Genomic DNA, 24,498 nt, shown 5'->3' with positions numbered 1-24,498 from the left:
ATATAAACTATGAATTTAAAATTACGACTGACTGTTCTGAACTTTCTTCAGTTTGCAGTTTGGGGAGCTTATCTAACTTCTATGGGAAATTATTTAGGTTCTATAGGATTAGGCTCCAAAATAGGACTTTTCTATGCAATGCAAGGAATTGTTTCTATTTTTATGCCTGCAATTATGGGGATTATTGCAGATCGATGGATACAAGCACAAAGACTACTTGGAATCTGTCATTTACTGGCCGCTGTTTTTTTGATTGCCGCTGGATATTATGGAATGTCAGCTGGAAACGATGTTGAGTTTTCCAAATTATTTACTTTGTATAGCTTGAGTGTAATGTTTTACATGCCTTCGATTGCGTTGTCAAACTCTGTGGCTTATACAGTTCTTGTTAATAATAACTTTGATACTATTAAGGCTTTCCCTCCAATTCGTACTTTTGGAACTATTGGATTTATCTGTGCGATGCTATTTGTAGACTTTACAGGTTATCAGAATAATTATTCTCAGTTTTTTGTTTCAGGTATTTTAGGAATTATATTATTCCTTTATTGCTTTACTTTACCTGAATGCCCTGTTAATAAAAGTGTCGAAAAAAGAAGCTTATATGATGCTTTGGGATTAAAAGCATTTAGTCTATTCAAGGATAAAAAAATGGCTACATTCTTTATCTTTTCCATGTTATTAGGGGTTTCTCTTCAGATAACGAATGGCTATGCAAATCCTTTTATAACAAGTTTTAAAGATATTCCATCTTTTAAAGATACATGGGGATCTAACCATGCTAATGCTTTAATTTCTCTATCTCAGGTTTCTGAAACAGCATGTATTTTATTAATTCCATTCTTTTTAAAGAGATTTGGAATTAAAAAAGTAATGCTAATGGCCATGTTTGCATGGGTTCTAAGGTTTGGGTTGTTTGGATTGGGAAATCCAGGTGGTGGTGTATGGATGTTTATCTTGTCTATGATAGTATATGGTATTGCATTTGATTTTTTCAATGTATCAGGTTCTCTTTTTGTAGATAAAGAAACAGATAAAAGTATACGATCAAGTGCACAGGGAGTATTTATGATGATGACAAATGGTTTTGGAGCAACAATTGGGATGCTTTTGGCACAGGAAGTTGTGAATCATTATGTATTTTCTCAAACAGACCCTTTGTTACAGCTTAAAGGTTGGGAAATGTCGTGGTATATTTTTGCAGGGTATGCTTTAGTAGTTGCAATATTATTTGCTTTTATTTTCAAGCATAAACATAACCCGGAAGATGTTTCATCAGTAAAGCATTAATTTAAGCTAACATTTATTAAAATATTAAATTGCATTTTTGAAAAAAGATGCAATTTTTTTATTCCCCAAGGAACCTTTTGATACCATAGAATCTTATGTCTGAAAAAGCAAGATTTATGAATAAGATCGGAGAGAATTAATCTGTCTTCAAAATAAAGCTTTGCTGAAGAATAATATGGACTTCCTGTTGGAATAGAATCGAAAATGTTAATTTTTAATTTGATAAAAAATAAATTATTTCTTTAATTAATAAATAAGAATACTAAGTTTTTTTTGTGACTAACAAACGTTTGTGCATGGATTGTGCATTTTTAGAACACATTCTTTAAAAGTGTGTTTTTTTTTGTATTTTGGCACTTTAGTAAATATGAAAAATATTCAGTTATTAGGATTACTATTAGTAATTGTAGGTAGCTTTTTACCCTTGGTACACGTGCCTGTCATTGGGAACTGGAACTATTGGAAGCTTGATCATTATCTGGCTATTGCATGCTGGATCTTTTCCGCTTGTGCAGTTTTTGGAATTGTAAATAACAGTGCTAAAATCGTTAGATTTTTTGGTATTCTGCTTATTCTTTTATTCGGATTTACCCTAGTTGCTGTAAAAATGCAGTCGCTTCAATACTTTAGCTTTTTACCATTCAAATCCTGGCAGGAAACTTTTGCAGGAATTGTTACATTGAAGTGGGGTTGGGCTGTAGAGTTTTTAGGCGCTTTTCTGATGGTTTTTGCCGGAGGAAATAAAAAAGTTAACAACAGAACACAAATATAAACATGAGCTTCTTAAAAATATTTTCAGCAGGTATTTTGTTGACAGCAGCGACACAGATTCATGCTCAGGCAACAGAACAGAAAAAACCGGATAATCCGCCTAAATGCGCGAATATAAAAGAAGGAAAGTTTACAAGACCCAATTACCCTGAAGCAATATGGTATATGACCATTAAAGATAATATTCAAACCGAATATTTCAATAATGGAAAAGACTATATCAAATCGACATTGGTTTTTGTGGATGACTGCAATTATAAAGCAATCGTGATGGAAAAATCCGATAAAAATGATCCCGCACAGATAGGAGATGTCTTCAATAATAAAATAGTAGCCACTCAGGATAATCTTCTGAAAGTGAATACCAAAATTGAAGGGACTCAGTTTGATCTGGTATACGTAAAAGTGAAATAAATTCTAACTATAAAAATGGAATCTTGATTCCGTTTTAGCTAAATAAAAATTATATACATGAAAGAAGTATTCATTGTTTCCGCAGTAAGAACACCTATGGGGAGTTTTATGGGAAGCTTATCAACAGTTCCGGCTACAAAACTGGGAGCAACTGCCGTAAAAGGAGCATTAGATAAAATTGGTTTAGATCCTAATCATGTTCAGGAAATCTATATGGGAAATGTTCTTCAGGCAGGAGAAGGCCAGGCGCCGGCTCGTCAGGTTGCTTTAGGAGCAGGTCTTTCAATCAATACACCTTCTACTACAGTAAATAAAGTTTGTGCTTCAGGAATGAAGGCTGTAACAATGGCGGCTCAGGCGATCAAAGCTGGTGATGCTGAAGTAATTGTTGCAGGAGGTATGGAGAATATGTCTTTAGTTCCTCATTATTACAATGCAAGAGTCGCTACAAAATTAGGCGATATCAAAATGCTTGACGGAATGGTACTTGACGGTCTTACAGACGTATACAACAAAGTACATATGGGAGTATGCGCAGAAAAATGTGCTGTAGACTATAATATTACAAGAGAAGATCAGGATAACTTCGCTGTAGAATCTTACAAAAGATCCGCAAAAGCTTGGAGTGAAGGTAAATTCAACGAAGAAATTGTACCGGTTTCTATTCCTCAGAGAAAAGGTGAACCTGTAATCTTTGCTGAAGATGAAGAATATAAAGCGGTAAACTTTGACAGAATTTCAACACTTCCTACCGTATTCAAAAAAGAAGAAGGAACAGTAACTGCAGCAAACGCATCTACATTGAATGACGGTGCTTCTGCATTAATCCTTGTTTCCAAAGAAAAAATGGAAGAGCTTGGACTGAAACCTCTTGCAAAAATCGTTTCTTACGCTGATGCAGCACACGAGCCTGAAAACTTTACAACTGCTCCGGCAAAAGCTTTACCTATCGCTCTTAAAAAAGCAGGATTAGAAGTTTCAGATATCGATTTCTTCGAATTCAACGAAGCGTTCTCAGTAGTAGGATTAGCTAACAACAAAATCTTAGGATTAGATGCTGCTAAAGTAAACGTAAACGGAGGTGCTGTGGCATTAGGACATCCACTGGGAAGTTCAGGTTCAAGAATCATCGTTACATTGATCAACGTATTGAAGCAAAATAATGCGAAATATGGAGCTGCTGCTATCTGTAATGGTGGTGGTGGTGCTTCTGCAATTGTGATTGAAAACTTATAGTTGACACATACAAACACATTGTGTGTTTAAAATATAAAAATCGGGGTCTTTGTACCCCGATTTTTTTGTTACAGAATAGAATAATACTATCTTTCGATCATATATTCAGATTGATCATATGAACCGTCAGCTCTTTACGAACACAGACGAAAGCATTGATTAATACCTTCTCACCTTTAAAAAGTATAAAATAAGATTAAAACTTTGCTGAATTATTTTAATACCCTACAATTATTATTTTCAAAATAACATTAAAAACCGTAGAATATTCAGTAGTTTTTCTATTTTTGTGCTACTAATATATATTTGAAATGTCTGAAACTGAGAATCGACAGCCTAAAAACATAAAGAATAATCCGAAAATTATGAAAGCCTGGGCTGTATATGACTGGGCAAATTCTGTTTATTCCCTGGTGATTACCTCTACCATTTTCCCCATTTATTACTCTATCCTGACCACCGCTTACGAGAAAAAAGAATATATAGCGGAAACAAAAACCTGGATTGATGTTCCGGTAAGGCATATGATCAAAATTTTTGGCGAAGAATACCAGCCGGATGCCGTGTATGGATATTCCCTTACCATATCATTCTTTGTTGTGGTATTACTGTCTCCATTTTTATCTTCATTAGCAGATACCATCGGAAACAAAAAATCTTTCCTGCAGTTTTTCTGCTATCTTGGCGCAACCTCTTGTATGGGATTAGCCATGTTTACGGGGATGCATAATGTATTTCTGGGGCTTTTATTCAGTATTACGGCCAGTGTCGGTTTCTGGGGAAGTTTAGTGTTTTATAACTCTTTCCTTCCGGATATTGCCACACCTGACAGACAGGATGCACTTTCTGCAAGAGGATATGTTTATGGATATATTGGTTCCGTAGTTTTAGTGGTTATCTGTTTGGTATTGATTCAGGTTTTTGCCAAAGGAGCAGCTCAGCAGCTACTGTTTACAAGAATCAGCTTCCTTTTAACAGGAGCATGGTGGTTCGGGTTTTCTCAATATACATTCAAACATCTTCCTCAATTTGGGGATGTGAAAGATAAACTTCCTAAAGATTTAGTATTACTGAACTATAAGAATATCTTCAAAAAACATGAAGAGCAGGGTGGCTTCTTTGAGGTATTTAAAGATAACCTGAGCTTCTATAAAGATATTGCAAAAGAAAGTTTTCACGAACTGTTTAAAGTAGGAGGAGAGCTTTTCAAAGATCGAAATCTGAAATTCTTCCTTTCGAGTTTCTTCTTTTACAGTGTAGGAATGCAGACTATTTTCCTGATGGCTACATTATTTGGAAAGAGTGAAATTAATCTTGCTCAGGATAAACTGATCGGAACTCTTTTAGTGATTCAGATTGAAGCCATCATTGGTGCGGTTATTTTCTCCCGATTATCAAAGAGAATTGGGAACAGAAATGTTATTTCAATTGCGATCATCCTTTGGATTGTAGCTTGTCTTTGGGCTTATTTCCTGAACAAAGAAAATCCTACAGTAGAATATCAGTTTTATGGCGTAGCAGCTGTAGTAGGTTTAGTAATGGGTGGTCTTCAGGCAATGTCAAGATCAACCTATTCAAAACTACTTCCTGAAAACTCAATGGAAAACACTACTTACTTCAGTTTCTATGATGTTTTGGAGAAAATTGCCATCATTATCGGAACATTTATCTTTGCTACATTGATTGAACATTTCAATAATATGCGTATTGCAGCCTTATCAATGACCATATTTTTTGGAGCAGGATTAATTTTAATACGATTCCTGAACGTTAAAATGAGAAAAGACAGAGAAACATTATAAAATTAAAAGACGTTATTTTTAACGTCTTTTTTTTATCAAGGTAATTCATTGAATTTTATCTATGAAATTATATTTATTTACCATATTTTTTTCGTATTTTTAATAGAAGAACTGAAGAAAGTAAAATAGAAGACAATTCGGCCTGAGTTTTGCTTATATTCAGCGGAATAATTTTTAACTTTGCAAAAAGATTTATTGTCAATATGACCAACCCTTTATTTTATGCAAAAATAATCCTGTTTGGAGAATATGGAATGATTGAAGATTCCCAGGGGCTTGTAGTACCATACAGCTTCTATAAAGGAACTTTGAAATTTTCAGATTTGAGTTCTGAATTTGAACTTAATTCCAACAGACATCTGCAGAAATATTCTGAATTTCTTACAGCACTTGATCTTTCCGACGATTTTAAGTTGGATATTGAGAGCTTCAAAAATGATATTTCAAACGGACTTTTCTTTGATTCCAATATTCCTCAGGGATATGGAGTGGGAAGTTCCGGGGCTTTGGTAGCTGCTATTTTTGAAAAATATTCAATCAGCAAACTGAACCCTGAAAACATTTCAAAAGATAATCTTAAAAAATTAAAAGCTGTTTTTGGTGAAATGGAAAGCTATTTCCATGGAAAAAGTTCAGGAATGGATCCGCTGATCTGTTATATGAATCTGCCAATCCTTATCGAAAATAAAGAAAATTTAGACAGGGTAGATATTCCGGAAGGTGAAGAAGGAAAAGGAGCTATTTTCCTGATTGATTCCGGAATGACTGGTGAAACAGGACCTATGATCCAGATTTTCTTCGAAAAAATGAAAACAGAAGGTTTCCGTAAAACCCTGAAAGAAGAATTCATCCGTTATAACAACGCATGTATCGAATCTTTCCTTAAAAAAGACATGAACCCATTCTTCAGAAATCTTAAAAAGCTTTCTCACTGGGCTTATGAACATTTCCGCCCTATGATTCCTGAAAGTATTTTTAATATCTGGAAAAAAGGACTGGATTCTAACGCTTATTATCTGAAACTGTGCGGTAGCGGTGGAGGCGGCTATATCTTAGGATTTACCAAAGATTATGCAAAAGCAGAAAAAATGCTTGATGGCTTCCAAAAAGAAGTGATTTACAGATTTTAAATAGATTGGAATGAATTCTGAAAAAGAACCTTTCCAATCTAAAAACTATCTCTCAAAATCTCTATTTTACAGATTTTCACAATTCGTGGGCTTTCTCCTCGGAGCACGTTTTTTTGTAGCTGCTCTGTTGACATTTGCGCTCTATGTTTCTACTTTTTTCCTGTTCAATCAGGACGAATCTTTCAGAAAATTTGTATTTGATTTTAAAGTTCACGGTATTATTTTTTGTACCGTCCTTACGATTCTGGCGGGTGGTATTATCAACCAATTCTACGATCTGGAGAAAGATCATGTAGTAAAACCCTTCAGAACAAGAGTTCAGAGCTTCATCAAACAGAAATATTTTCTCTATGCTTATCTGGCGCTCAGTGCTATTTCTTTAGGGGTAGCCTGGATGATTTCTCACAATGTATTTGTTTTTTTTGTGGTCTATCAGTTCTTTATGTGGTTTTACAGCCATAAACTGAGCAGAATACTGATCCTGAACAATCTTACTTTTGTCAGTCTCACTTTGTATCCGTTCTTTGGAATGATGGTGTATTACGAAACCTTTTCCAAAAAGGTTTTCCTGATGGCTGTTTTTCTGTTTCTTATTCTGTTGTGTATTGATATTGTGAAAGATACTCTTACCAGAAGTGTGGATAAAACATTTGGATACACCACAATTCCCAATTATTTTAAAAGCAGAAATACAAAAATTTTTCTGACTTCTTTACTGATAGTTACCATGTTAGTTTCAATGAAGATTATTACAAAAACCGGCATCACCGGATTCATGGCCTATTATTTTGCCGGAGGGCTTTTTGTTATGATCGTATGCATTTATCTCTTATTAAACGCTTCCCGAAGAAGTAACTTCTTTACATTGAATATATTACGATTCTGGGTTTTCGTTGGAATCATTGCGATGCTTTTAAATGGAATAGAGCATAAATTGTAAAAAAATTCTTTAAATAAACTGAGGTTATTATTACCTTTGCATAACTAAATTTAATAAATAGGAATGCCCATTTTTAATGATACTAAAATTGCATTTGCAGACAAGTCTGATGCACAATTGAGAAAGGCTTACTGGATGTTTAAAATGATTGAACAGCCCGCTCTTACAAGCCTTGGAACATCTGTTCTGAATTTCACAGTACACAATAATTTTCCTTTCGTAACCGGAATTGTAAAAAATACTTTATTTGCGCAGTTCTGTGGTGGTGAAACCCGTGAAGAAAGTATGAAAGTTGTCAAGCAGCTATTCAAAAGAGGAGTTGGAAGTATTTTCGATTACTCCATTGAAGGGAAGGAAGATGAGGAAACTTTTGATGCGGTTTGCAAAGAAATTAAGGATATTGTAAGATTCTCAGTAGGAAATCCGGCGATTCCTTTTATTGTATTTAAGCCTACCGCTTTCGGAAGAATTGATCTTTATGAAGCTGTTGGAAAAGGAGCAGAGCTTACTACCAGCCAGAAAGAAGAATGGGAAAGAGTGGTAAAAAGATTTGATGAAGTATGCAGTCTTTGCCACGAACATGATAAAAAAGTAATGGTAGATGCTGAAGAAACCTGGATGCAGGATGCAGCAGACCATCTTTGTGAAGAGATGATGGAGAAATATAACCAGCAGAAACCTATCGTTTGGAATACCATCCAGATGTACAGAACCGGAAGACTGGAGTATATGGAAGCCAACCTTCAAAGAGCAAGAGAGAAGAATTACTTCATTGGTTACAAGATCGTTCGTGGCGCTTATATGGAAAAAGAAAGAGCCAGAGCTGCAGAAAAAGGATATGCAGATCCTATTCAGCCAACCAAAGAGGCTTCAGATAAAAATTATAATGCAGGAATTGATTTTGTGATGGATCATTTGGATAAAGTTTCAGCATTCTTTGGAACCCATAATGAAATCTCTTCTGAGCTGATTATGGATAAGATGAAAGCAAAATCTCTGGAAAGTAGTAATCCACACGTTTATTTCGGACAGCTTTACGGAATGAGTGATAATATCACCTTCTATTTGTCTGATAAAGGCTATAATGTGGCTAAATATCTTCCATACGGACCTGTAAAGGATGTTGTGCCTTATTTGACGAGAAGAGCCCAGGAAAACACCTCTGTAGCCGGACAAACCGGAAGAGAGCTTGGACTGATCAAAAAAGAACTTGAAAGAAGAAAGAAATAATAATATTGTTCTCAATATATCTATTACTAGACCTGCAATTGTGTGGGTCTTTTTTATTGGAACGAAGCGACTTGAGAAATATGATAATTAATAATAATCGAAACAATTGTTAGTTGTTGTGATTATATAGTAAAATAATTTTATTTTTATTGCTGATTTGATTTTAAATAATTATATTTGATAGAGCCATAAAAAACTAATGCAAAAAAAATATTTTCAATTACTGTTATAATTCTGTCTTAGAATAGAATCTCAACCATATAATAATCCAGTACTATTACCCTTTTAAATAGCCCAAATTATAAAAACTATAATTATAGGAACAGATGATCATAAAAAAGAAAAACTCTATCAGCTGCTATCCTGTAAAAATTTTAAAAATAAAATAAAGCAATAGCTTTAGTTTTCTTCTTCAAATATTTTTTAACCTGATCATTTTCTTTGATCAGGTTTTTTTAAGGCTCAAAACTTTCGAATTTTCCGTTTTCATAGAAGAGAACGATACGTTTTATTTTACTTTGCTGATTACCAAATAGTTGTCCTAGAATATGATCGCCGGAATTTTCTAATCGCTGAGAATCCGATATTTTTTCCGGGGCCTTATCTTGGGCTGTTATAAACGATTCTCCAGAACTTGATGTTGGAGCTTCCGCTTCATCACTTCCGAATTCATCATCATCATTCATCATTGTAAAAAGGTCGGGTAGTGGAGTTGTCTTTATTTTTTCCTCTTCGGCATGCTCTTCATTAATTTCTGATTCGGGTAGCTGGGATTTCAACATTTCACCTTCACCGGTAACCAGCCAGTCCCAAAGAAGTTCCGGGAAACGGGATTTTATTTTTATGATAAATTCAAGAGACGGTTTGTTTCTTCCTGATGTGATATGTGAAATAGACGAACGCTGCACATCAATCTCATCTGCAAACTCAGAAGGAGTAAGACGAGAATACTCTATAATTTTGGAAATTCTTTCATTTAAACTCATAAAAATAAGTCATTAATTATTTTACAAATGTAATATATATAATTTACAAATGCAAAACACAAATGTAAATAATCGAAGATATTCTTTGTATACATTTGTAACTTTATTTTAATCATTTTAAAATCAAATATTTATATCTAAATTACAATTGTATTTGCCTATTATACTAATCTACAATGAGCGATTTCAGCTCGCAGCATATATATCTAATATGACTCTTATTTTTCTAAAATATTGATTTAAGAATGTAAATTCTCACCCTTGATGGGGTCATTTTGTCCATTAAATATCTTTAAAAACAGAATATACATTATTAAACACCTTAAATCATTTTCAGAAATAGAAATATCGATAAATACCTCATATAACGCATACAAAAGCACTTTTAACAAAGTTACATTGGTAAATTACCGATGTCAATACCCCATTTTAAGCCCATATTTGGCTAAATTGAAGTAAAAATAGGGTTCCTGTTAAACAACTCATTTTATTAAAGATTAAAACTCTTAAAAAAAGTGTTATTTGAATAATTTTCAGAGATTCATTTGGTTTTTTACTCGTTTTACATATGTATACATTGTTAAAAAACAAGGTTATCCACAATTTATATGTTTAATAAAATAGCTCTCAAATAGTAAAAATAGCCTTTTTATACACTTAAAGCACTGTTACAAATACAATTGAAGTAAGTTTAGTAAAGTGCTGAATTTTAGATAATTAAATATATTCAATTTAATTATTCGCAATCCACAATTTTATCCACAGACAATTTGTCTTGCGGTACTGTTTAATAATGTTACAAGTGTTAACTTGTTTTTAGAACTCAAAAATTTATTGATTTAAACCTTGTAAACAATTTTCAAAACAGATGTCAAATGTAAATTTGTTAATTTTACCAATATTTACAAATGTTAATTTAAGTTTTTGGCTAAAAATGGCTAAATTTGATTCTTGTAAACTATTCCTACAATGAATTTTGAACAGATCTATTCTCAAAACCCCGATTTCTCAAATCGCTATATTTCCCCTGAAAAATTATTTTCTTATCTACAGACCAATCTCAGCGATTATATTCAGGAGATCGGAACATCCTATTTAGATAAACCTATTTATCAGTTAAGCATCGGAACCGGAAACATTCAGGTATTGGCCTGGTCACAAATGCACGGAAATGAATCTAATGCTACTCATGCAATGCTTGACCTTTTAGTAAGTCTTGATAAAGCTCCGGAACTGAAAGAGGATTTGTTCAGTAAAATAAAACTTGATTTTATATTCATGCTGAATCCGGACGGATCTGAAAGATGGACCAGACTGAATGCTGCAGATATAGACCTGAACAGGGATTTTCATAACGAAGCCAGTAAGGAGATTAAATTCCTGAAGAAAGCAGCTGCTTCCAAAAAGTATGATTATGCTTTAAACCTTCATGAGCAGAGAACCATATTTACTACAGATGGAATTCATCCTGCTACACTTTCCTTTTTGGCACCTTCTGAAAACGTAGAACGTACGGTTACCGTAAACAGAAAAAAATGTATGGCAGTCATTGGAAGTGTATACAACCATTTAAAAGAAATGATTCCCAACCAGATCGGAAGATATTCTGACGAATTTTATCCGACTTCTACCGGAGATAACTTTATCAAAGCAGGAATGCCAACCATCTTATTCGAAGGTGGACACTTTGTAGAAGATTATACGAGAACAGGAACAAGAAAATATTATACAATTGCTCTTTATTATGCATTAAAAGCAATCAGTGAACTGAACTCTGATATTGCGGGATGGGAAACTTATCTTGAAATTCCTGAGAACCAGGAAACGCATTATGATATTATTTACAGAAATGTAAAGCTGAATACAGAGCATGAATGTATCCTGGATATTGCAGTTCAGTATAGAGAGATCAAAGAAGAAGGGAAAAATGAAATCTCTTTTATTCCTTTTGTAATGGAAGCTGGGGATGTAAAACAAAAGAAGGGCTGGCTGGAAATAGACTGTACCGGAAAGAAATTTATTTCTGCAACTAAATATCCTAAACTGGATGCTGTGGTAGAATTTAAAATTGAAGATTAAAACAATGATATAAAGATAATCTCCGTTATTAAATTAATAAGGATTATTATGATAAAAAATTTTCTGACCTTAATTTTATTGATAAGTATGGGACTGCCTTTGATGGCACAAAATCAATCTGCCATTCCCTATAAAGCAAATGATAGTGTAATGGTAACCGTAATCCTCCGCCACATGCAGGAAAATCCTGTGGACTCAATTCAGGCAAGAGTGATGAAGCAAAAATTTTATCAGAAGCTCAATAAAAGTCACACCCGTATTGTATCCTGGAATGTTGTGATGGGAATAGGGCAGATTATTACTTTAAGATTTAAACCTGAATACACAAGAGAAGTGAATCAGGTTTTTGAAAGCGGAGCTTGGGGTGGATTCAAGACTGAGTTTTATCCATCGTATGATTTTCTACCTGTTTATCCGGTAATGTTAGAAAAAGAAAAGAAACTGAGTAAATAATAGGATCAGTTAATATCACCTTATAAAAAATTCGGCAGGCCTAAAGGCCTGCCGAATTTGTATTTTTATATCTGATTTCAGAATTTGAGCTAGTAAAATAAAATTCATATTCAATATAAATGGGCTTTAGCCCATTTATTTTAAATAAATATTCATCCGGCTTTATCCAAAACCTAACCTTAGCAATAAATTTTATTCAATAATTAAAGATTACTTAACCACTTTAATTCCATTCGCTACAAATCTGATCTCTTCTTTAGGCTGAGTGATAGCGTCAATTTCAGACTGAGGCTGTTTAGCATCTTCTGCATAATGTTTCTGCTCATTTACAGAAATCACTTTTCTTTCTGCATTGCCATCCAATACTACATTTTTTCCTTTTAACGCTGTAGGTACGAAGAAAGCGTAGTCTTTCATTTTTACAAAAAACTTAGAATTATCTTCTGTCTGGATGGTAAGCCAGCAACCTTTTTTGTCACATACGTCAGTTACTTTTCCTTTAATGGATACATTCTCAACCTTTTTGTTGTCTTTTTTAAGCTGCTTATTCAATTTATCTACGGTGATCGCTTTGGATTCAGCAGATGAAGTTACCTGACTTCCATAAGTATCACCTACCAAAGCTTTCCCTTCTGGTGGTCCGGATTGAGCAAATGCTGATGAAGAACCTGCTAAAACGGCAGCAAATAATAAAACTTTAAATTTCATGTTTAATATTTTTCTCAAAAATACTAATTAAAATTGAATCATAAAGGAATAAAAAATGACAAAAAACAGGTGTTTTGATGAATTTTCAACAAAATTGAAAATCAAAGACAGATTTGATTATATTTGACCCCTATACTTGACTATGCAAAAAAAACTGAAACTATGGGATGCCATCATGCTTGTGATGGGATCTATGATCGGAAGCGGGATCTTTATTGTAAGTGCTGACATGATGCGAAACCTGGGGTCAGGATACTGGCTCATTGTGGTGTGGGTCATCACAGGAATAATGACAGTAGCCGCAGCTATAAGCTATGGAGAACTGTCTGCACTGTTTCCGAAAGCCGGAGGCCAATATACTTACCTGAAAGAGATCTTTGGTAAAAGAATGGGTTTCCTTTACGGATGGGGATTGTTTACCGTAATACAAACCGGAACAATTGCAGCCGTAGCAATGGCTTTTGGTAAATTTACAGCGTATTTGATTCCCTCATTAAACGATGCAGCACCTATCTTCCAAAGTGGTGAATTTAAAATTACATGGATACAGATTCTGGCCATTGCTGTCATTATTTTACTTACTTATATCAACACCAGAGGAGTAGAGAGTGGGAAAATTCTTCAGAATATCTTTACCGGTTCCAAAATTATTGCATTATTAGGTTTGATTGCTGCCGGTTTTATATTGGTAGACGTTTCTCATTTAACAGAAAACTTCAGCTGGGGAACAGATTCTTTCAATAATCTTAAAAAAGATTTGAGTGGTAATTTCCTTAAAGAAGGTTGGGAACCCATTGGGGGAATGACTCTTTTAGGCGGAATTGCTGCTGCAATGGTGGGTTCTGTTTTCAGTTCCGTTGCCTGGGAAAGTGTAACATTTGTTTCCGGGGAGATTGAAAATCCTAAAAAGAATGTAGTAAAGTCTATGATTTACGGTACTTCTGCTGTAATGATCCTTTATATCGCGGTGAACTATGTCTACTTAAATGCACTGGACAGAGACGGGATTGCATTTGCAGCCAATGATAGAGTCGCGGTAGCAGCATCTCAGAATATTTTTGGAAGTGCAGGAACTATCATCATTGCTTTATTAGTTATGATTTCAACGTTCGGTTGTAATAACGGATTGATTCTGGCAGGAGCAAGAGTTTTTCAGACGATGGCAAAAGACGGAATGTTCTTTAAATCAGCAGAAAAAAATAATAAAAATGAAGTTCCCGAAAATGCCTTATGGATGCAGGGAGTTTGGGCTTCCATTTTGTGTTTGAGCGGGCAGTACGGAAATTTATTGGATATGATCTCTTTCGTGATTGTTCTGTTCTATATGATTACGGTTTTTGGAGTTATTTATTTAAGAATGAAACAGCCGGAACTGGAAAGACCTTATAAGACATGGCTTTATCCGGTAACACCTGTTATTTATCTTATCATCGGTACCTGTTTCTGTATTCTGTTGCTTATTTACAAACAGCAGTATACCTGGCCTGGTTTTGTTTTGGTATTGCTGGGACTTCCCGTGTACTATTTTATCAACCGAAAAAAAGCAAATGCTTAAAATAACATAAAAATATAACAGATTAAAGGGCTTTCAATTCAGTTTGAAGGCCCTTATTTTTGAATAATATTTTAAAGTATACCATTATTATTTGTCGAAAATGTGTAATTTGGTATTTCGTTTTTAAAACAGGACCATGAAGTAAAAACAATAAGCTATGGATACACCAAATTACAGAATGCCTTTCGTACCGTCTACTTTAATGACCGAAGGCGGAAGTATCGATACCTGCGATATGGGAGAAAGTATTGCCCACAATATTATGCTGCTGATCACCACCAAAAAAGGGGAGAACAGATATGATGAAAACTATGGAAACGATGTCTGGAACCTTGAATTCGATAATGGAGTTACAAGTGCCATCTGGGAAAGCGTTTTTATCAAAAGCTTAAGGAGACAGATTCATGAATATGAACCAAGAATCGTAAACCCGCAGATTGATGCTCATATACAATTCGTAGAGCACAGTTATGATACTAAAGAACACACCGAAATTAAAAAGAAAGTAAGAATTGCCATCAATGCAAAAATGGAAGAAACAGGAGAACGTTTTAGTTTTTCCACAGAATTGTTTCTAAGCCCGATGTCTATTGATTAATATTTTTAACAGCGAAAGAAAATTATGAATTTAGATCAGAATATTTATTCCAAAGAATCTGTAAAAGCAAGAATGCTGCAGAATGCAACAAAGGTATGGGGATTGAGAAGTCCGCAGTCTTTAGATCCTTTTGTAAAACTGTTGATAGACGCATTCAGTACAGAAGTTTTCAAAGCGAATAATGAAATACAGACGGTAAATGCCCGTATATTGGAAAAACTGGCAAAATTACTTACACCGTCCATTTATACACATCCTATTCCGGCTCATTCCGTAGCTTTTACACAGCCTTATGAGTCTTCTGAGATTTTATTGGAACACACGGAATTTTTCTTCCGTAAACAGATGACTTCCACTGTAAAATCAGAATCAGACAAGCAACTGAACATTCCTTTTACTCCGGTAGGAAATGTAAGAATCAATAAAGTTCATACTTCTATCATGTTTGTAGGAAATACCTGTTACAGCATCGATGACAGATTCAATAAAATTCCTATTGCAAGATTCCAGGGGAAACCTGAAGATTACAGGAAAATTACAATCGGAGTAGATGTAAGCAAATATGTAAGTGAAAATTTTCCGAAATATCTGAGCATATTCTGCTCCAATCCTGCTTTTGAGCACCTTGATTTCGTATACAAATTATTGCCTTATATCTCGGTATCAAGTAATGGCAATCCTCTGTTTGTAAGAGAAGGATTAAGTTATCTTACAGAAAGTCAGAATGATGGTTATGAACAGATGTTCAAAGAACAATCCATCAGAAATAAGGTGATTGAGGATATTAAAAGTATCTATCGCCATAAATTTATTGAAGTAACAGGAATCTCTCAAAGTCTGTTCTCAGAACCGGGGCAGCTTCCACAGAATCTTGATTTCCTTGCAGGAAAAGAAGAAATTTCTAAATTCCTGGACAATAAAAGTTATCTGTGGCTTACTTTTGAGTTTCCGCCACAATTTTCAGCAGAAATCCTGGATAATTTTTCCTTTGTTCTGAATGCTTTTCCGGTATACAACAGAGGCTGGAAAAAAACAGAGTACAGCCTGGATATTATGGGGAATAATATTCCTTTGGTAACAGACGAAGGAGAGCATTTCCTTTATGTAGATGAGGTACAGGATGGTGACGGAAGAAAATATACGGAAATTCCTTTCACTCCTGCTGATGATCTTAAAAAAGGTTTATATACCGTAAGAAAAGGAGGAATGGAACGCTTCACAAGCAGAAATGCAGTCGATATGATTGCCAATGTTCTGGAACTGACCAGAGACGAAATTGCTGCATTTTCCCTTTTGAACAGAGATAATGTAAAAGGAGTTCTCAGCGAAATGTCTGATAAAATGAAAACCATGGTACAGAAAGTAAACAATGCCAAAAGGAATATCAGACAGGAACTGAATTATGTAATCATGGAACCTGTAGAAAAAACAGATCATACTTACGCTTCTTTCTGGGTAACACATTGTACGCTGGCCAATCATATGCGACCAGGAACAGAACTTTCCAATCAGCTGAAATCTCAGACTGTGGTATTACTTACCGAAACATTAGGTGGAGCAGAAGAGCAGAAAGGGACGGACAGTATTCAGGCTTATAAATACGCTTTGACAACCAGAGATAAGATCATTTCTTTGGAAGACGTTAAAAATTATTGCCGTATGATTCTGAAAGATGAGGTAAGAGAAGTAAGAGTAAGAAGAGGAACAATGATCAGCAACAAACCGAAAGAAGGATTTGTAAGAACTGTTGAGGTAGAAATTGTTCCGCAGAATTATTCTTTTTACGGAAGAGCCTATTGGGAAAATATGGCCAATATCATCAGAAATCAGATCATTTCCAAAGCCATAGACGGAATTGAGTATATTGTAAGAATTACCAACGAAGATGTCGATTTCCAGGATATGTAATTCCTTAAAAAATAAATAAGTTTAAAATATAAATGCCGTACCCACTACGGCATTTTTAATGTAGGAGTTGTTTAAACTTATCAAAAAATATTGGGTATTTCTTAAACCATTAAGAAGGATTTAAGCAGTAAAGCATACTTAAGTTGATAAATCATTCTGATTTTTAAGCTTAAAGCAAAGCTCATCTTAATACTCTAAACACCTTAATGCAATCTTAATGTTTCAAAAAAGTTTAAACAAATTCGTAATAATCAGAATCACAATTCAATGAAAAAAATATCACTTCTAATACTGCTTCTCCTTTTTACAAGCCATTTAAAAAGCCAGACTATTAAGGATCTGAGAAATAAAATCACTCAGATTATTGCTACAAAAAATGCCACCGTTGGAATATCTTTAAAAGGAATAGAAGACAAAGATACACTTAGCATCAATGGAAATAAAGAAACTCCAATGATGAGTGTTTTCAAATTTCATATTGCATTGGCCGTTTTGAACCAGGTTGATAAAGGAAAATTAAAGCTGGATCAAAAATTCTTCATCAAAAAAGAAGACCTGTTACCCGAAACCTGGAGTCCGATCCGGGAAGAATATCCTCAAGGAAATATGTATCTTACATTAGACCAATTAATAAGATATACGGTTTTCCATAGTGATAACAACGGCCGTGATATTTTATTGAATATACTTGGTGGAACAGAAACAGTACAGAAATTCATCAATCAGCAAGGAATCAAAGATTTTACTATAAAAGTCAATGAGAAGGAAATGTCCTCGTTTGAAAAGTGCTATCTGAACACCACAACACCTTTAGCAACTACAGAACTTTTGGAAAAATTCTATAAAGGAAAGGTATTGAAAAAAGAAACTACAAAATACCTGTATCAGGTGATGGTAGAAACTTCAAGAGGACTTACATGGATGAAAGCAGGATTGCCTGTAGGGACAGAGTTGGCTCACCGAACAGGAATTTCCGGAAGAAATGAAAATAATCTACGTGCAGCCATGAACGATGTAGGAATCATAAAGCTCCCCAATGGAAAACATGTGATTTTATCCATTTATCTTAAAAATATTAAAGAAGAAATGGCAGATACGGAAAAAATTATCTCAGATATCACTCGTGCGGTCTGGGAATACTATACGCACAAATAAAAATGTGTAATTGAATTATGAATTATGAATTATGAATTATGAATTATGAATTATGAATTATGAATTATGAATTATGAATTATGAATTATTCTTTTTCTAAATCTCAATATATTTTATCATATCAATAGGAACGGGCTTTAGCCCGTTTTTTAATAAATAATACCCTCCATTGGCTTCAGCCAAAACATAATGATCTGAAAAATACGAAATCATTCCGAAAAAATTCAATAACAACGGGTTCAATGCGTTAACAAAACCTAAGAATTTTTTATGAAACTTTTATCCCTTTTATATTCAAAAAAAGTCTATAAAATTTCGTATTTTTGCACGTTGTGATTTTCAGGCAAAGTCACTCCAAATTATGAGCAAATCAACAGAATATATAGAAGTTTACGGAGCACGTGAACACAACCTGAAAAATATTAATGTAAAAATTCCACGTAATGAATTGGTCGTGATTACCGGCCTTTCCGGAAGTGGAAAATCGTCATTGGCTTTCGATACTATTTTTGCGGAAGGCCAGCGTCGTTATATCGAAACATTCTCTGCCTATGCCCGTCAGTTTCTAGGTGGTTTGGAGCGTCCGGATGTAGATAAAATTGAAGGACTTTCTCCGGTTATTGCTATCGAGCAGAAAACAACCAATAAAAATCCACGTTCTACTGTCGGAACCGTTACTGAACTGTACGACTTTCTTCGTCTTTTGTATGCCAGAGTTTCGGATGCTTACTCTTTGTCCACAGGACAGAAGTTAGTAAGCTATACCGAAGATCAGATCCTTGAAACCATCAAAGAAAACTATAAAAAAGAGAAAATCATGCTTTTGGCGCCAGTGGTGCGTTCCAGAAAAGGACATTATCATGAACTCTTTGTTCAGATGGCTAAAAAAGGCTATGGACAGGCAAGAATTGATGGCGAGCTGCAGGATATTGAATATGATTTAAAACTTGACCGTTATAAAACCCACGACATCGACATTGTGATCGACCGTTGGATTATCGGGGAGAATGCTTCAGAAGGAAGAATGGAGAAATCATTGCGTACAGCAATGGAAATGGGAGAAGGCATTATCGGAATTCAGAAACTGGGAAGTACAGATATCGAATACTTTTCCAAAAACCTCATGGATGCTGAAACCGGACACTCTCTGGCGCTACCTGAACCCAATACTTTCTCATTCAACTCTCCAAAAGGAAGCTGTCCGAATTGTAAAGGTCTTGGAACCATTAAAAAGATCAATACCGATTATTTCATCGATAATCCAAAGTTATCAATCAATCAGGGAGGATTATTGCCATTGGAAGATATCAAATCGAACAAATGGATTCTGTCACAGATTAAAAATATTCTTGAGATCTTTGGATTGGGATTAACAACTCCTTTGCAGGATATTCCGGAAGAGGCATTGGATTATATCTATAACGGATGTCATAAAGAATTCAATAAAGACCTGAAATATGCAGGAATTACCAAGAAAATAAAGATTGGTTTCGATGGTTTGATTGCTTTCATGGAAGAAATTATTGATGAAAGAGAATCTTATGAAGCCATTTTACTGGAAAGACATTTCACCACAGAAGAAATCTGCCCGGAATGTCATGGAACCCGTCTTCAGCCTTCAAGTTTAAGTTTTAAAATTGACGGGAAGAATATCGCTGAGGTTAATGGTTTAAGCTTAGCAGATTTAAAAGACTGGTTAGCTGACGTTAAAGATAAATTTTCAGAAAAAAATAAAATCATTGCTTACGAGATCTTAAAAGAAATCGAAACCAGACTTCAGTTCCTGCTGGATGTTGGATTAGATTATTTAAGTCTGAGCAGAAGTTCAAAAACCCTTTCTGGAGGAGAATCACAAAGAATTCGTCTGGCAACGCAGATCGGTTCGCAATTGGTCAATGTATTGTATATTCTTGATGAACCAAGTATCGGGCTTCACCAGAGAGATAACGAAAGACTGATCCATTCTCTGAAAAACCTGAGAGACATTGGAAACTCTGTTTTGGTGGTAGAGCATGATAAAGATATGATTCTTGAAGCCGATGAGGTGCTGGATATTGGTCCGAGAGCAGGAAAATTCGGTGGAGAAATCCTTTGGCAGGGAAAACCAAAAGACCTGTTGAAAGCAGATACCATCACTGCTCAATACATCAATGGAAAAAGAAAAATTGCAATTCCTGAAGAAAGAAGAGCAGGAAGCGGTAAAAATATTGTTTTAAAAGGAGCTACAGGGAACAATCTTAAAAATGTAACCCTTGATATTCCTCTTGGAAAACTGGTTGTAGTAACCGGAATTTCAGGAAGCGGAAAATCTTCATTGATTAACGGAACATTGTATCCGATCCTTAATAAACATTTCTACAGAGCGGTTCAGGAGCCGTTACCGTACAAAAAAATTGAAGGGTTAGATAATATTGATAAAATTGTAGATGTAGATCAGACTCCAATCGGAAGAACGCCACGTTCAAATCCTGCTACCTATACCGGAATGTTTACTGATATCAGAAACCTTTTTGCAGAACTGCCGGAAAGTAAAATCCGTGGGTACAAGCCTGGAAGATTCTCTTTCAATGTAAAAGGTGGAAGATGCGAAACCTGTCAGGGTGGAGGATTGAAAGTGATCGAAATGAATTTCCTTCCGGATGTATACGTACACTGCGAAACCTGTAACGGGAAACGTTTCAACAGAGAAACCCTGGAAGTTCGTTACAAAGGAAAATCAATTTCTGATGTTCTGGATATGACGATTGATGAAGCGGTAGATTTCTTCCAGCCGATTCCTAAGATTTTTGCAAAAGTGAAAACATTACAGGATGTAGGTTTAGGATATATTACCCTGGGGCAGCAATCAACAACCCTTTCAGGGGGTGAAGCGCAACGTATCAAGTTAGCAACCGAACTGGCGAAAAGACAAACCGGAAACACCCTTTATATCCTTGATGAACCCACTACAGGATTGCATTTTGAAGATGTGAAAATCCTGATGGATGCTATCAATCAATTGGTAGAACTTGGAAACTCATTCATCATCATCGAACATAATATGGATGTCATCAAATTAGCAGACCATATTATCGATGTAGGACCGGAAGGAGGAAAGTATGGCGGACAGATCGTTGCACAAGGAACTCCTGAAGAAATTGTGAAGTCTAAGAAGAGTTTGACTGGGAAGTTTTTGAAGAGAGAACTGGAGTAGATATCAGAATAAAATCGAGATAATTATTGGCTAAACTTAAATAGTTTAGCCTTTTTTATGCTTAAAATAACCCTCCAATATTAAATTTTCAATTATTTTTAAAATTTATCACACTGATAATCAATTAATTATGTTTTAATGTTAACTCAATGTTAATTGAATGTAAAATTAATATGAATTATTTTTAATAACTTTGGTTAAGAGATACAAAAATAGGTTAGTATAACATTTAAAATCAGTTAGTTATGAAAAATAGAATTCAAATAGTAATGGCTTCACTTTTCGTTTGCGGATTTGCTACTGTTTTGAACACTGCTAAAGCTCAAACTACAGATCATAATACCATTCAGGAAATTCAACTGAGCAGAAGTGAAACGTTTAACGATATCAGAAATAAATTAGAAGCCAATTTTGACCTTACCAACCCGGATTACAAGCAGGGAACCGTAAACTCAGTGGTGAAATTTGATATTGCCAAAAACGGAAAAATTGTAAATGTTCACTCCAGTGGAGACTGTAAGACCGTAAGCAAAGAAATTGAAACGGTATTAAGTGATCTTGACTACAAGGTAGACCGCAAAAAACTAACTGATAATATGGTTGCCTATACTTACGTAATGCCTGTGACAGTAGAGATCCACAGCAGATAGTATTCATAGCATATTATTCAATTATGTGTGAATAATGAAAACTTATCAGATTAAATTGTAATAAACAATAAACCGTAAAGTTTTAGTTTTGGGCTACCATAAAATTAAAACTATATGAAAAATTTAAAAAAGCTGACAAAATCAGATTTGAAGTCAGTGTACGGAGGAGCACCTGTAAAATATTGTACATTTTGCGAATGGGCAAATAAAGTAATTTGCAGCGAAGTTCCAATCGTTCAATGCCCTTAAAAAAAATAAAGCCGCTTTTATAAGCGGCTTTTCTATTATTTTGTACTTTCAACAAATTCTGTTAATCTTGCTTTAAGGTCTTTAGAATTTCCTATTTTATCAAAAGTAACATTATCTACTCTCCATCCTTTTTCTGTATGAATCAGATGTACTGTATCCATCCAGGTTTCTTTAGGTGAACCCATATCATATTCAAAGGATACCAATGCTTCAGCGGTTTTATCCTGTATCTTGACAGATTTAATTGTATAACTTGTAAATCCTTCATACAAACTGGAGAAAATAGCTCCTTCAAAAATTAATGGCTTTTCATCAGGGTGATCACTCTTTTTTACCCTTTCAATATCTGCTTTTGAGGCATTTATAGCATTGTCTAAAACTTTTTTTAAATCCTGGGAAAACAAACTGTCCGGAATCGGTTTGTTGTAAATTGCTTCATTAGATTTGCCATACTGAGTGTACAATTCATTTACTTTTTCAGTAATGGCCGACTCTGGAGATAGGGCAGGCTGAGGTTTGTCTTTTTTGCAAGACACAAAGAACAGGAATATTCCTAAACAGAGGAGTAGTTTTTTCATTTGATATTATTTTTTGTGGTGTTTATCAGAATCCCAAGCTCAAAATGTATACCAAAATCTGTCCATAAAATATTTTTTACGAAACGCAAAAATCGATACATTTGAGTAGATAAAAAAAATTGTGGATCCTATTCTTAACGTTGCTGTCCGTTCCCTCTGCGTTTACCTTTTTATGGTAATTGCAATCCGTTTATTTGGTAAAAACCAGCTTTCTCAGCTTAATGCAGGGGATGTTGTACTATTATTACTTATTTCAAATGCTGTTCAGAATGCCATGGTAGGTCCTGATACCTCTCTTCAGGGCGGGATTATTGCGGCATTGGTTTTGTTTGTTGCTAATTTTATTCTGAAAAGGATTATGTTTTCCAACCGTTCCTTTCAGACTTTTATGGAAGATGAACCGGTTATTTTGATCAGAGATGGAGTAGCGGATCAGTCAGCTTTAAACCGGGTAAAAATTACCGAGAGCGAATTGGAAGAAGCGATCAGAGAACATGGGATTGAAAATATACATAATGTAAAGCTTTCTGTGTTGGAAGTGGATGGAAATATAAGCGTGGTTTCTCAGGATGAAAAAAGCAAACAGACGCACTATTCAAGAATTAAAAGAAAACTTAAAAGAAAATACCATTAAATACGATGAATTACGAACTAAGAGAAATGCTTCCCAGTGATGAGCCCAGAGTTCTTGAGATTTTCAAGCAGGGAGTGGATGGCGGTATCGCAACTTTAGAAACAGAAGTTCCCACGGCTGAAGCCTGGAGCATGGAATATTTCAATGACTGCCGTTGGGTGCTGGAAAATGAAAATAACGAAGTAATAGGATGGTGCGCCCTGAAACCGGTCAGCAAAAGAGAAAGTTTTAAAGGAGTCGCAGAAGTAAGCATTTATTTCGATAACGAATACCAGGGAAGGGGATTGGGTTCCGTATTGCTTAAAAAGATCATTTTGGATAGCGAGGATCACGGATTCTGGACATTACAGACCAATATCTTCTCCGAAAATGAAATGGCCATCAAATCTCATCAGAAAAACGGTTTCAGAATGGTAGGTGTCCGTAAAAAAATCGGAAAGCTCAATGGAGAATGGAAAGACCTTGTTCTGATGGAAAAAAGAAGCGAAGCCATTTAAAGAATTATAAATGATGAATGATGAATGATGAATGATGAATTTGTTTGATAAGCACACTAGTCTCCATAACAAATTCACCATTGACTTGCGAAGCAAAATTGACCATTGACCATAAGAAGGTCGTATATTCCAACCTTAAACCTTAAACTTTGAACTTTTTGGCATTACCCTTGTTATATTAATAAGTGAAAAAATAGAAATAATGAAAAATTTAATTAAAGTTACAGGAGTCCTTATTGTGATGTTTATGCTGTCATCATGCGTAGTTCATGACAATGGAGCCAGGGGAAATACAATCCCTCCAGGACAGGCTAAGAAAGTGTTTGGAGGAAGTGCAAAAGACTATGCTCCGGGACAGGTGAAAAAGAGAAGTGGCTATTAATAAACTTTAAAATAAAAATATGAGCCGTTAGTTTTAACATACATTAGCTTAATTTCAATT

23 protein-coding genes are annotated in these 24,498 nt (G+C 34.8%); 20 read left to right on the top strand and 3 right to left on the bottom strand.

Features of this window, described 5'->3' with window-relative positions; genetic code table 11:
• The first annotated feature begins 9 nt into the window (after positions 1–9).
• From ACMA47_RS13860 to ACMA47_RS13825, 8 genes are all read left to right on the top strand, one after another.
• Entirely contained in the window at positions 10–1,290 is a 1,281-nt protein-coding gene (locus tag ACMA47_RS13860; RefSeq protein ID WP_413930240.1) for an MFS transporter, read from the top strand.
• A 367-nt stretch (positions 1,291–1,657) separates the two neighbouring features.
• The gene (locus tag ACMA47_RS13855) at positions 1,658–2,062 is read left to right on the top strand and encodes a hypothetical protein (RefSeq protein WP_413930239.1); all 405 of its coding nucleotides are present in this window, start codon (positions 1,658–1,660) and stop codon (positions 2,060–2,062) included.
• A 2-nt stretch (positions 2,063–2,064) separates the two neighbouring features.
• Positions 2,065–2,475 carry a hypothetical protein gene (locus ACMA47_RS13850; protein ID WP_413930238.1) on the top strand — a complete coding sequence of 137 codons (411 nt, stop codon included), beginning with the start codon at positions 2,065–2,067 and terminating at the stop codon, positions 2,473–2,475.
• Positions 2,476–2,532: 57 nt separating this feature from the next.
• On the top strand, positions 2,533–3,711 hold the full coding sequence (locus ACMA47_RS13845; RefSeq protein WP_034697648.1) for an acetyl-CoA C-acyltransferase: 1,179 nt from the start codon (positions 2,533–2,535) through the stop codon (positions 3,709–3,711).
• Between the two features lie 311 nt (positions 3,712–4,022).
• Positions 4,023–5,513: an MFS transporter gene (locus ACMA47_RS13840; protein WP_413930237.1), complete on the top strand. Its 1,491-nt coding sequence runs from the start codon at positions 4,023–4,025 to the stop codon at positions 5,511–5,513.
• Between the two features lie 203 nt (positions 5,514–5,716).
• Positions 5,717–6,643, top strand: coding sequence for a mevalonate kinase (locus ACMA47_RS13835; RefSeq protein WP_413930236.1), 927 nt, complete (start codon positions 5,717–5,719; stop codon positions 6,641–6,643).
• 10 nt (positions 6,644–6,653) lie between these two features.
• The gene (locus tag ACMA47_RS13830) at positions 6,654–7,583 is read left to right on the top strand and encodes a UbiA family prenyltransferase (RefSeq protein ID WP_413930235.1); all 930 of its coding nucleotides are present in this window, start codon (positions 6,654–6,656) and stop codon (positions 7,581–7,583) included.
• Between the two features lie 63 nt (positions 7,584–7,646).
• Positions 7,647–8,813, top strand: a complete 1,167-nt coding sequence (locus tag ACMA47_RS13825) for a proline dehydrogenase family protein (protein ID WP_079241849.1) — start codon at positions 7,647–7,649, stop codon at positions 8,811–8,813.
• Between the two features lie 455 nt (positions 8,814–9,268).
• On the opposite strand, the gene ACMA47_RS13820 is transcribed toward ACMA47_RS13825, so the two are convergent.
• Entirely contained in the window at positions 9,269–9,799 is a 531-nt protein-coding gene (locus tag ACMA47_RS13820; protein WP_413930234.1) for a helix-turn-helix transcriptional regulator, read from the bottom strand.
• Positions 9,800–10,768: 969 nt separating this feature from the next.
• Between ACMA47_RS13820 and ACMA47_RS13815 the strand changes: the two genes are divergently transcribed.
• Positions 10,769–11,878 (top strand): M14 family zinc carboxypeptidase, encoded by a 1,110-nt coding sequence (locus ACMA47_RS13815; protein ID WP_413930233.1) that lies wholly within the window; start codon positions 10,769–10,771, stop codon positions 11,876–11,878.
• 48 nt (positions 11,879–11,926) lie between these two features.
• Entirely contained in the window at positions 11,927–12,331 is a 405-nt protein-coding gene (locus ACMA47_RS13810; protein WP_413930232.1) for a hypothetical protein, read from the top strand.
• A 210-nt stretch (positions 12,332–12,541) separates the two neighbouring features.
• Here ACMA47_RS13810 and ACMA47_RS13805 read toward each other — a convergent pair whose 3' ends face one another.
• Positions 12,542–13,039, bottom strand: coding sequence for a DUF4920 domain-containing protein (locus tag ACMA47_RS13805; protein ID WP_413930231.1), 498 nt, complete (start codon positions 13,037–13,039; stop codon positions 12,542–12,544).
• Between the two features lie 142 nt (positions 13,040–13,181).
• On the opposite strand from ACMA47_RS13805, the gene ACMA47_RS13800 reads away from it, so the two are divergent.
• The 7 genes from ACMA47_RS13800 to ACMA47_RS13770 all read left to right on the top strand — a co-directional run bounded on the left by ACMA47_RS13800 (position 13,182) and on the right by ACMA47_RS13770 (position 22,347).
• Positions 13,182–14,594: an APC family permease gene (locus tag ACMA47_RS13800; RefSeq protein WP_413930230.1), complete on the top strand. Its 1,413-nt coding sequence runs from the start codon at positions 13,182–13,184 to the stop codon at positions 14,592–14,594.
• Between the two features lie 157 nt (positions 14,595–14,751).
• Positions 14,752–15,192 (top strand): GPW/gp25 family protein, encoded by a 441-nt coding sequence (locus ACMA47_RS13795; protein ID WP_413930229.1) that lies wholly within the window; start codon positions 14,752–14,754, stop codon positions 15,190–15,192.
• A gap of 24 nt (positions 15,193–15,216) precedes the next feature.
• Positions 15,217–17,100: a type VI secretion system baseplate subunit TssF gene (locus tag ACMA47_RS13790; RefSeq protein WP_413930228.1), complete on the top strand. Its 1,884-nt coding sequence runs from the start codon at positions 15,217–15,219 to the stop codon at positions 17,098–17,100.
• A 267-nt stretch (positions 17,101–17,367) separates the two neighbouring features.
• Positions 17,368–18,255, top strand: a complete 888-nt coding sequence (gene bla / locus ACMA47_RS13785; RefSeq protein ID WP_413930227.1) for a class A beta-lactamase, subclass A2 — start codon at positions 17,368–17,370, stop codon at positions 18,253–18,255.
• Positions 18,256–18,616: 361 nt separating this feature from the next.
• A complete protein-coding gene (gene uvrA / locus ACMA47_RS13780; RefSeq protein ID WP_413930226.1) occupies positions 18,617–21,448 on the top strand; it encodes an excinuclease ABC subunit UvrA in 2,832 nt (943 codons plus the stop codon).
• Between the two features lie 245 nt (positions 21,449–21,693).
• A complete protein-coding gene (locus ACMA47_RS13775) occupies positions 21,694–22,098 on the top strand; it encodes a hypothetical protein (RefSeq protein WP_034697677.1) in 405 nt (134 codons plus the stop codon).
• A 114-nt stretch (positions 22,099–22,212) separates the two neighbouring features.
• A complete protein-coding gene (locus tag ACMA47_RS13770) occupies positions 22,213–22,347 on the top strand; it encodes a bacteriocin-like protein (protein ID WP_413930225.1) in 135 nt (44 codons plus the stop codon).
• Positions 22,348–22,382: 35 nt separating this feature from the next.
• Here ACMA47_RS13770 and ACMA47_RS13765 read toward each other — a convergent pair whose 3' ends face one another.
• Positions 22,383–22,925: a hypothetical protein gene (locus ACMA47_RS13765; protein ID WP_413930224.1), complete on the bottom strand. Its 543-nt coding sequence runs from the start codon at positions 22,923–22,925 to the stop codon at positions 22,383–22,385.
• Between the two features lie 121 nt (positions 22,926–23,046).
• Between ACMA47_RS13765 and ACMA47_RS13760 the strand changes: the two genes are divergently transcribed.
• The 3 genes from ACMA47_RS13760 (at position 23,047) to ACMA47_RS13750 (ending at position 24,438) form a co-directional block, all read left to right on the top strand.
• Positions 23,047–23,559 (top strand): DUF421 domain-containing protein, encoded by a 513-nt coding sequence (locus ACMA47_RS13760; RefSeq protein ID WP_413930223.1) that lies wholly within the window; start codon positions 23,047–23,049, stop codon positions 23,557–23,559.
• Between the two features lie 5 nt (positions 23,560–23,564).
• On the top strand, positions 23,565–24,056 hold the full coding sequence (locus tag ACMA47_RS13755; protein WP_413930222.1) for an N-acetyltransferase family protein: 492 nt from the start codon (positions 23,565–23,567) through the stop codon (positions 24,054–24,056).
• Between the two features lie 241 nt (positions 24,057–24,297).
• Positions 24,298–24,438, top strand: coding sequence for a quinol oxidase subunit 4 (locus tag ACMA47_RS13750; protein WP_407849198.1), 141 nt, complete (start codon positions 24,298–24,300; stop codon positions 24,436–24,438).
• The last annotated feature ends 60 nt before the right edge of the window (positions 24,439–24,498 follow it).

Origin of the sequence: Chryseobacterium sp. T20, assembly GCF_047345655.1 — a bacterium.
Classification (GTDB): domain Bacteria; phylum Bacteroidota; class Bacteroidia; order Flavobacteriales; family Weeksellaceae; genus Chryseobacterium.
The sequence above is the reverse complement of the archived record's forward strand: the minus strand, read 5'-3'. Positions and strand labels throughout refer to the sequence as shown.

What these genes read in the sequence shown, in the direction of transcription:
- uvrA (WP_413930226.1), top strand. Translation starts at nt 18,617, where the DNA reads ATGAGCAAATCAACAGAATATATAGAAGTTTACGGAGCACGTGAACAC.
- ACMA47_RS13855 (WP_413930239.1), top strand. Translation starts at nt 1,658, where the DNA reads ATGAAAAATATTCAGTTATTAGGATTACTATTAGTAATTGTAGGTAGC.
- ACMA47_RS13825 (WP_079241849.1), top strand. Translation starts at nt 7,647, where the DNA reads ATGCCCATTTTTAATGATACTAAAATTGCATTTGCAGACAAGTCTGAT.
- ACMA47_RS13790 (WP_413930228.1), top strand. Translation starts at nt 15,217, where the DNA reads ATGAATTTAGATCAGAATATTTATTCCAAAGAATCTGTAAAAGCAAGA.
- ACMA47_RS13770 (WP_413930225.1), top strand. Translation starts at nt 22,213, where the DNA reads ATGAAAAATTTAAAAAAGCTGACAAAATCAGATTTGAAGTCAGTGTAC.
- bla (WP_413930227.1), top strand. Translation starts at nt 17,368, where the DNA reads ATGAAAAAAATATCACTTCTAATACTGCTTCTCCTTTTTACAAGCCAT.
- ACMA47_RS13820 (WP_413930234.1), bottom strand. Translation starts at nt 9,799, where the DNA reads ATGAGTTTAAATGAAAGAATTTCCAAAATTATAGAGTATTCTCGTCTT.
- ACMA47_RS13800 (WP_413930230.1), top strand. Translation starts at nt 13,182, where the DNA reads ATGCAAAAAAAACTGAAACTATGGGATGCCATCATGCTTGTGATGGGA.
- ACMA47_RS13845 (WP_034697648.1), top strand. Translation starts at nt 2,533, where the DNA reads ATGAAAGAAGTATTCATTGTTTCCGCAGTAAGAACACCTATGGGGAGT.
- ACMA47_RS13830 (WP_413930235.1), top strand. Translation starts at nt 6,654, where the DNA reads ATGAATTCTGAAAAAGAACCTTTCCAATCTAAAAACTATCTCTCAAAA.
- ACMA47_RS13755 (WP_413930222.1), top strand. Translation starts at nt 23,565, where the DNA reads ATGAATTACGAACTAAGAGAAATGCTTCCCAGTGATGAGCCCAGAGTT.
- ACMA47_RS13775 (WP_034697677.1), top strand. Translation starts at nt 21,694, where the DNA reads ATGAAAAATAGAATTCAAATAGTAATGGCTTCACTTTTCGTTTGCGGA.
- ACMA47_RS13815 (WP_413930233.1), top strand. Translation starts at nt 10,769, where the DNA reads ATGAATTTTGAACAGATCTATTCTCAAAACCCCGATTTCTCAAATCGC.
- ACMA47_RS13805 (WP_413930231.1), bottom strand. Translation starts at nt 13,039, where the DNA reads ATGAAATTTAAAGTTTTATTATTTGCTGCCGTTTTAGCAGGTTCTTCA.
- ACMA47_RS13850 (WP_413930238.1), top strand. Translation starts at nt 2,065, where the DNA reads ATGAGCTTCTTAAAAATATTTTCAGCAGGTATTTTGTTGACAGCAGCG.
- ACMA47_RS13795 (WP_413930229.1), top strand. Translation starts at nt 14,752, where the DNA reads ATGGATACACCAAATTACAGAATGCCTTTCGTACCGTCTACTTTAATG.
- ACMA47_RS13765 (WP_413930224.1), bottom strand. Translation starts at nt 22,925, where the DNA reads ATGAAAAAACTACTCCTCTGTTTAGGAATATTCCTGTTCTTTGTGTCT.
- ACMA47_RS13860 (WP_413930240.1), top strand. Translation starts at nt 10, where the DNA reads ATGAATTTAAAATTACGACTGACTGTTCTGAACTTTCTTCAGTTTGCA.
- ACMA47_RS13840 (WP_413930237.1), top strand. Translation starts at nt 4,023, where the DNA reads ATGTCTGAAACTGAGAATCGACAGCCTAAAAACATAAAGAATAATCCG.
- ACMA47_RS13750 (WP_407849198.1), top strand. Translation starts at nt 24,298, where the DNA reads ATGTTTATGCTGTCATCATGCGTAGTTCATGACAATGGAGCCAGGGGA.
- ACMA47_RS13810 (WP_413930232.1), top strand. Translation starts at nt 11,927, where the DNA reads ATGATAAAAAATTTTCTGACCTTAATTTTATTGATAAGTATGGGACTG.
- ACMA47_RS13835 (WP_413930236.1), top strand. Translation starts at nt 5,717, where the DNA reads ATGACCAACCCTTTATTTTATGCAAAAATAATCCTGTTTGGAGAATAT.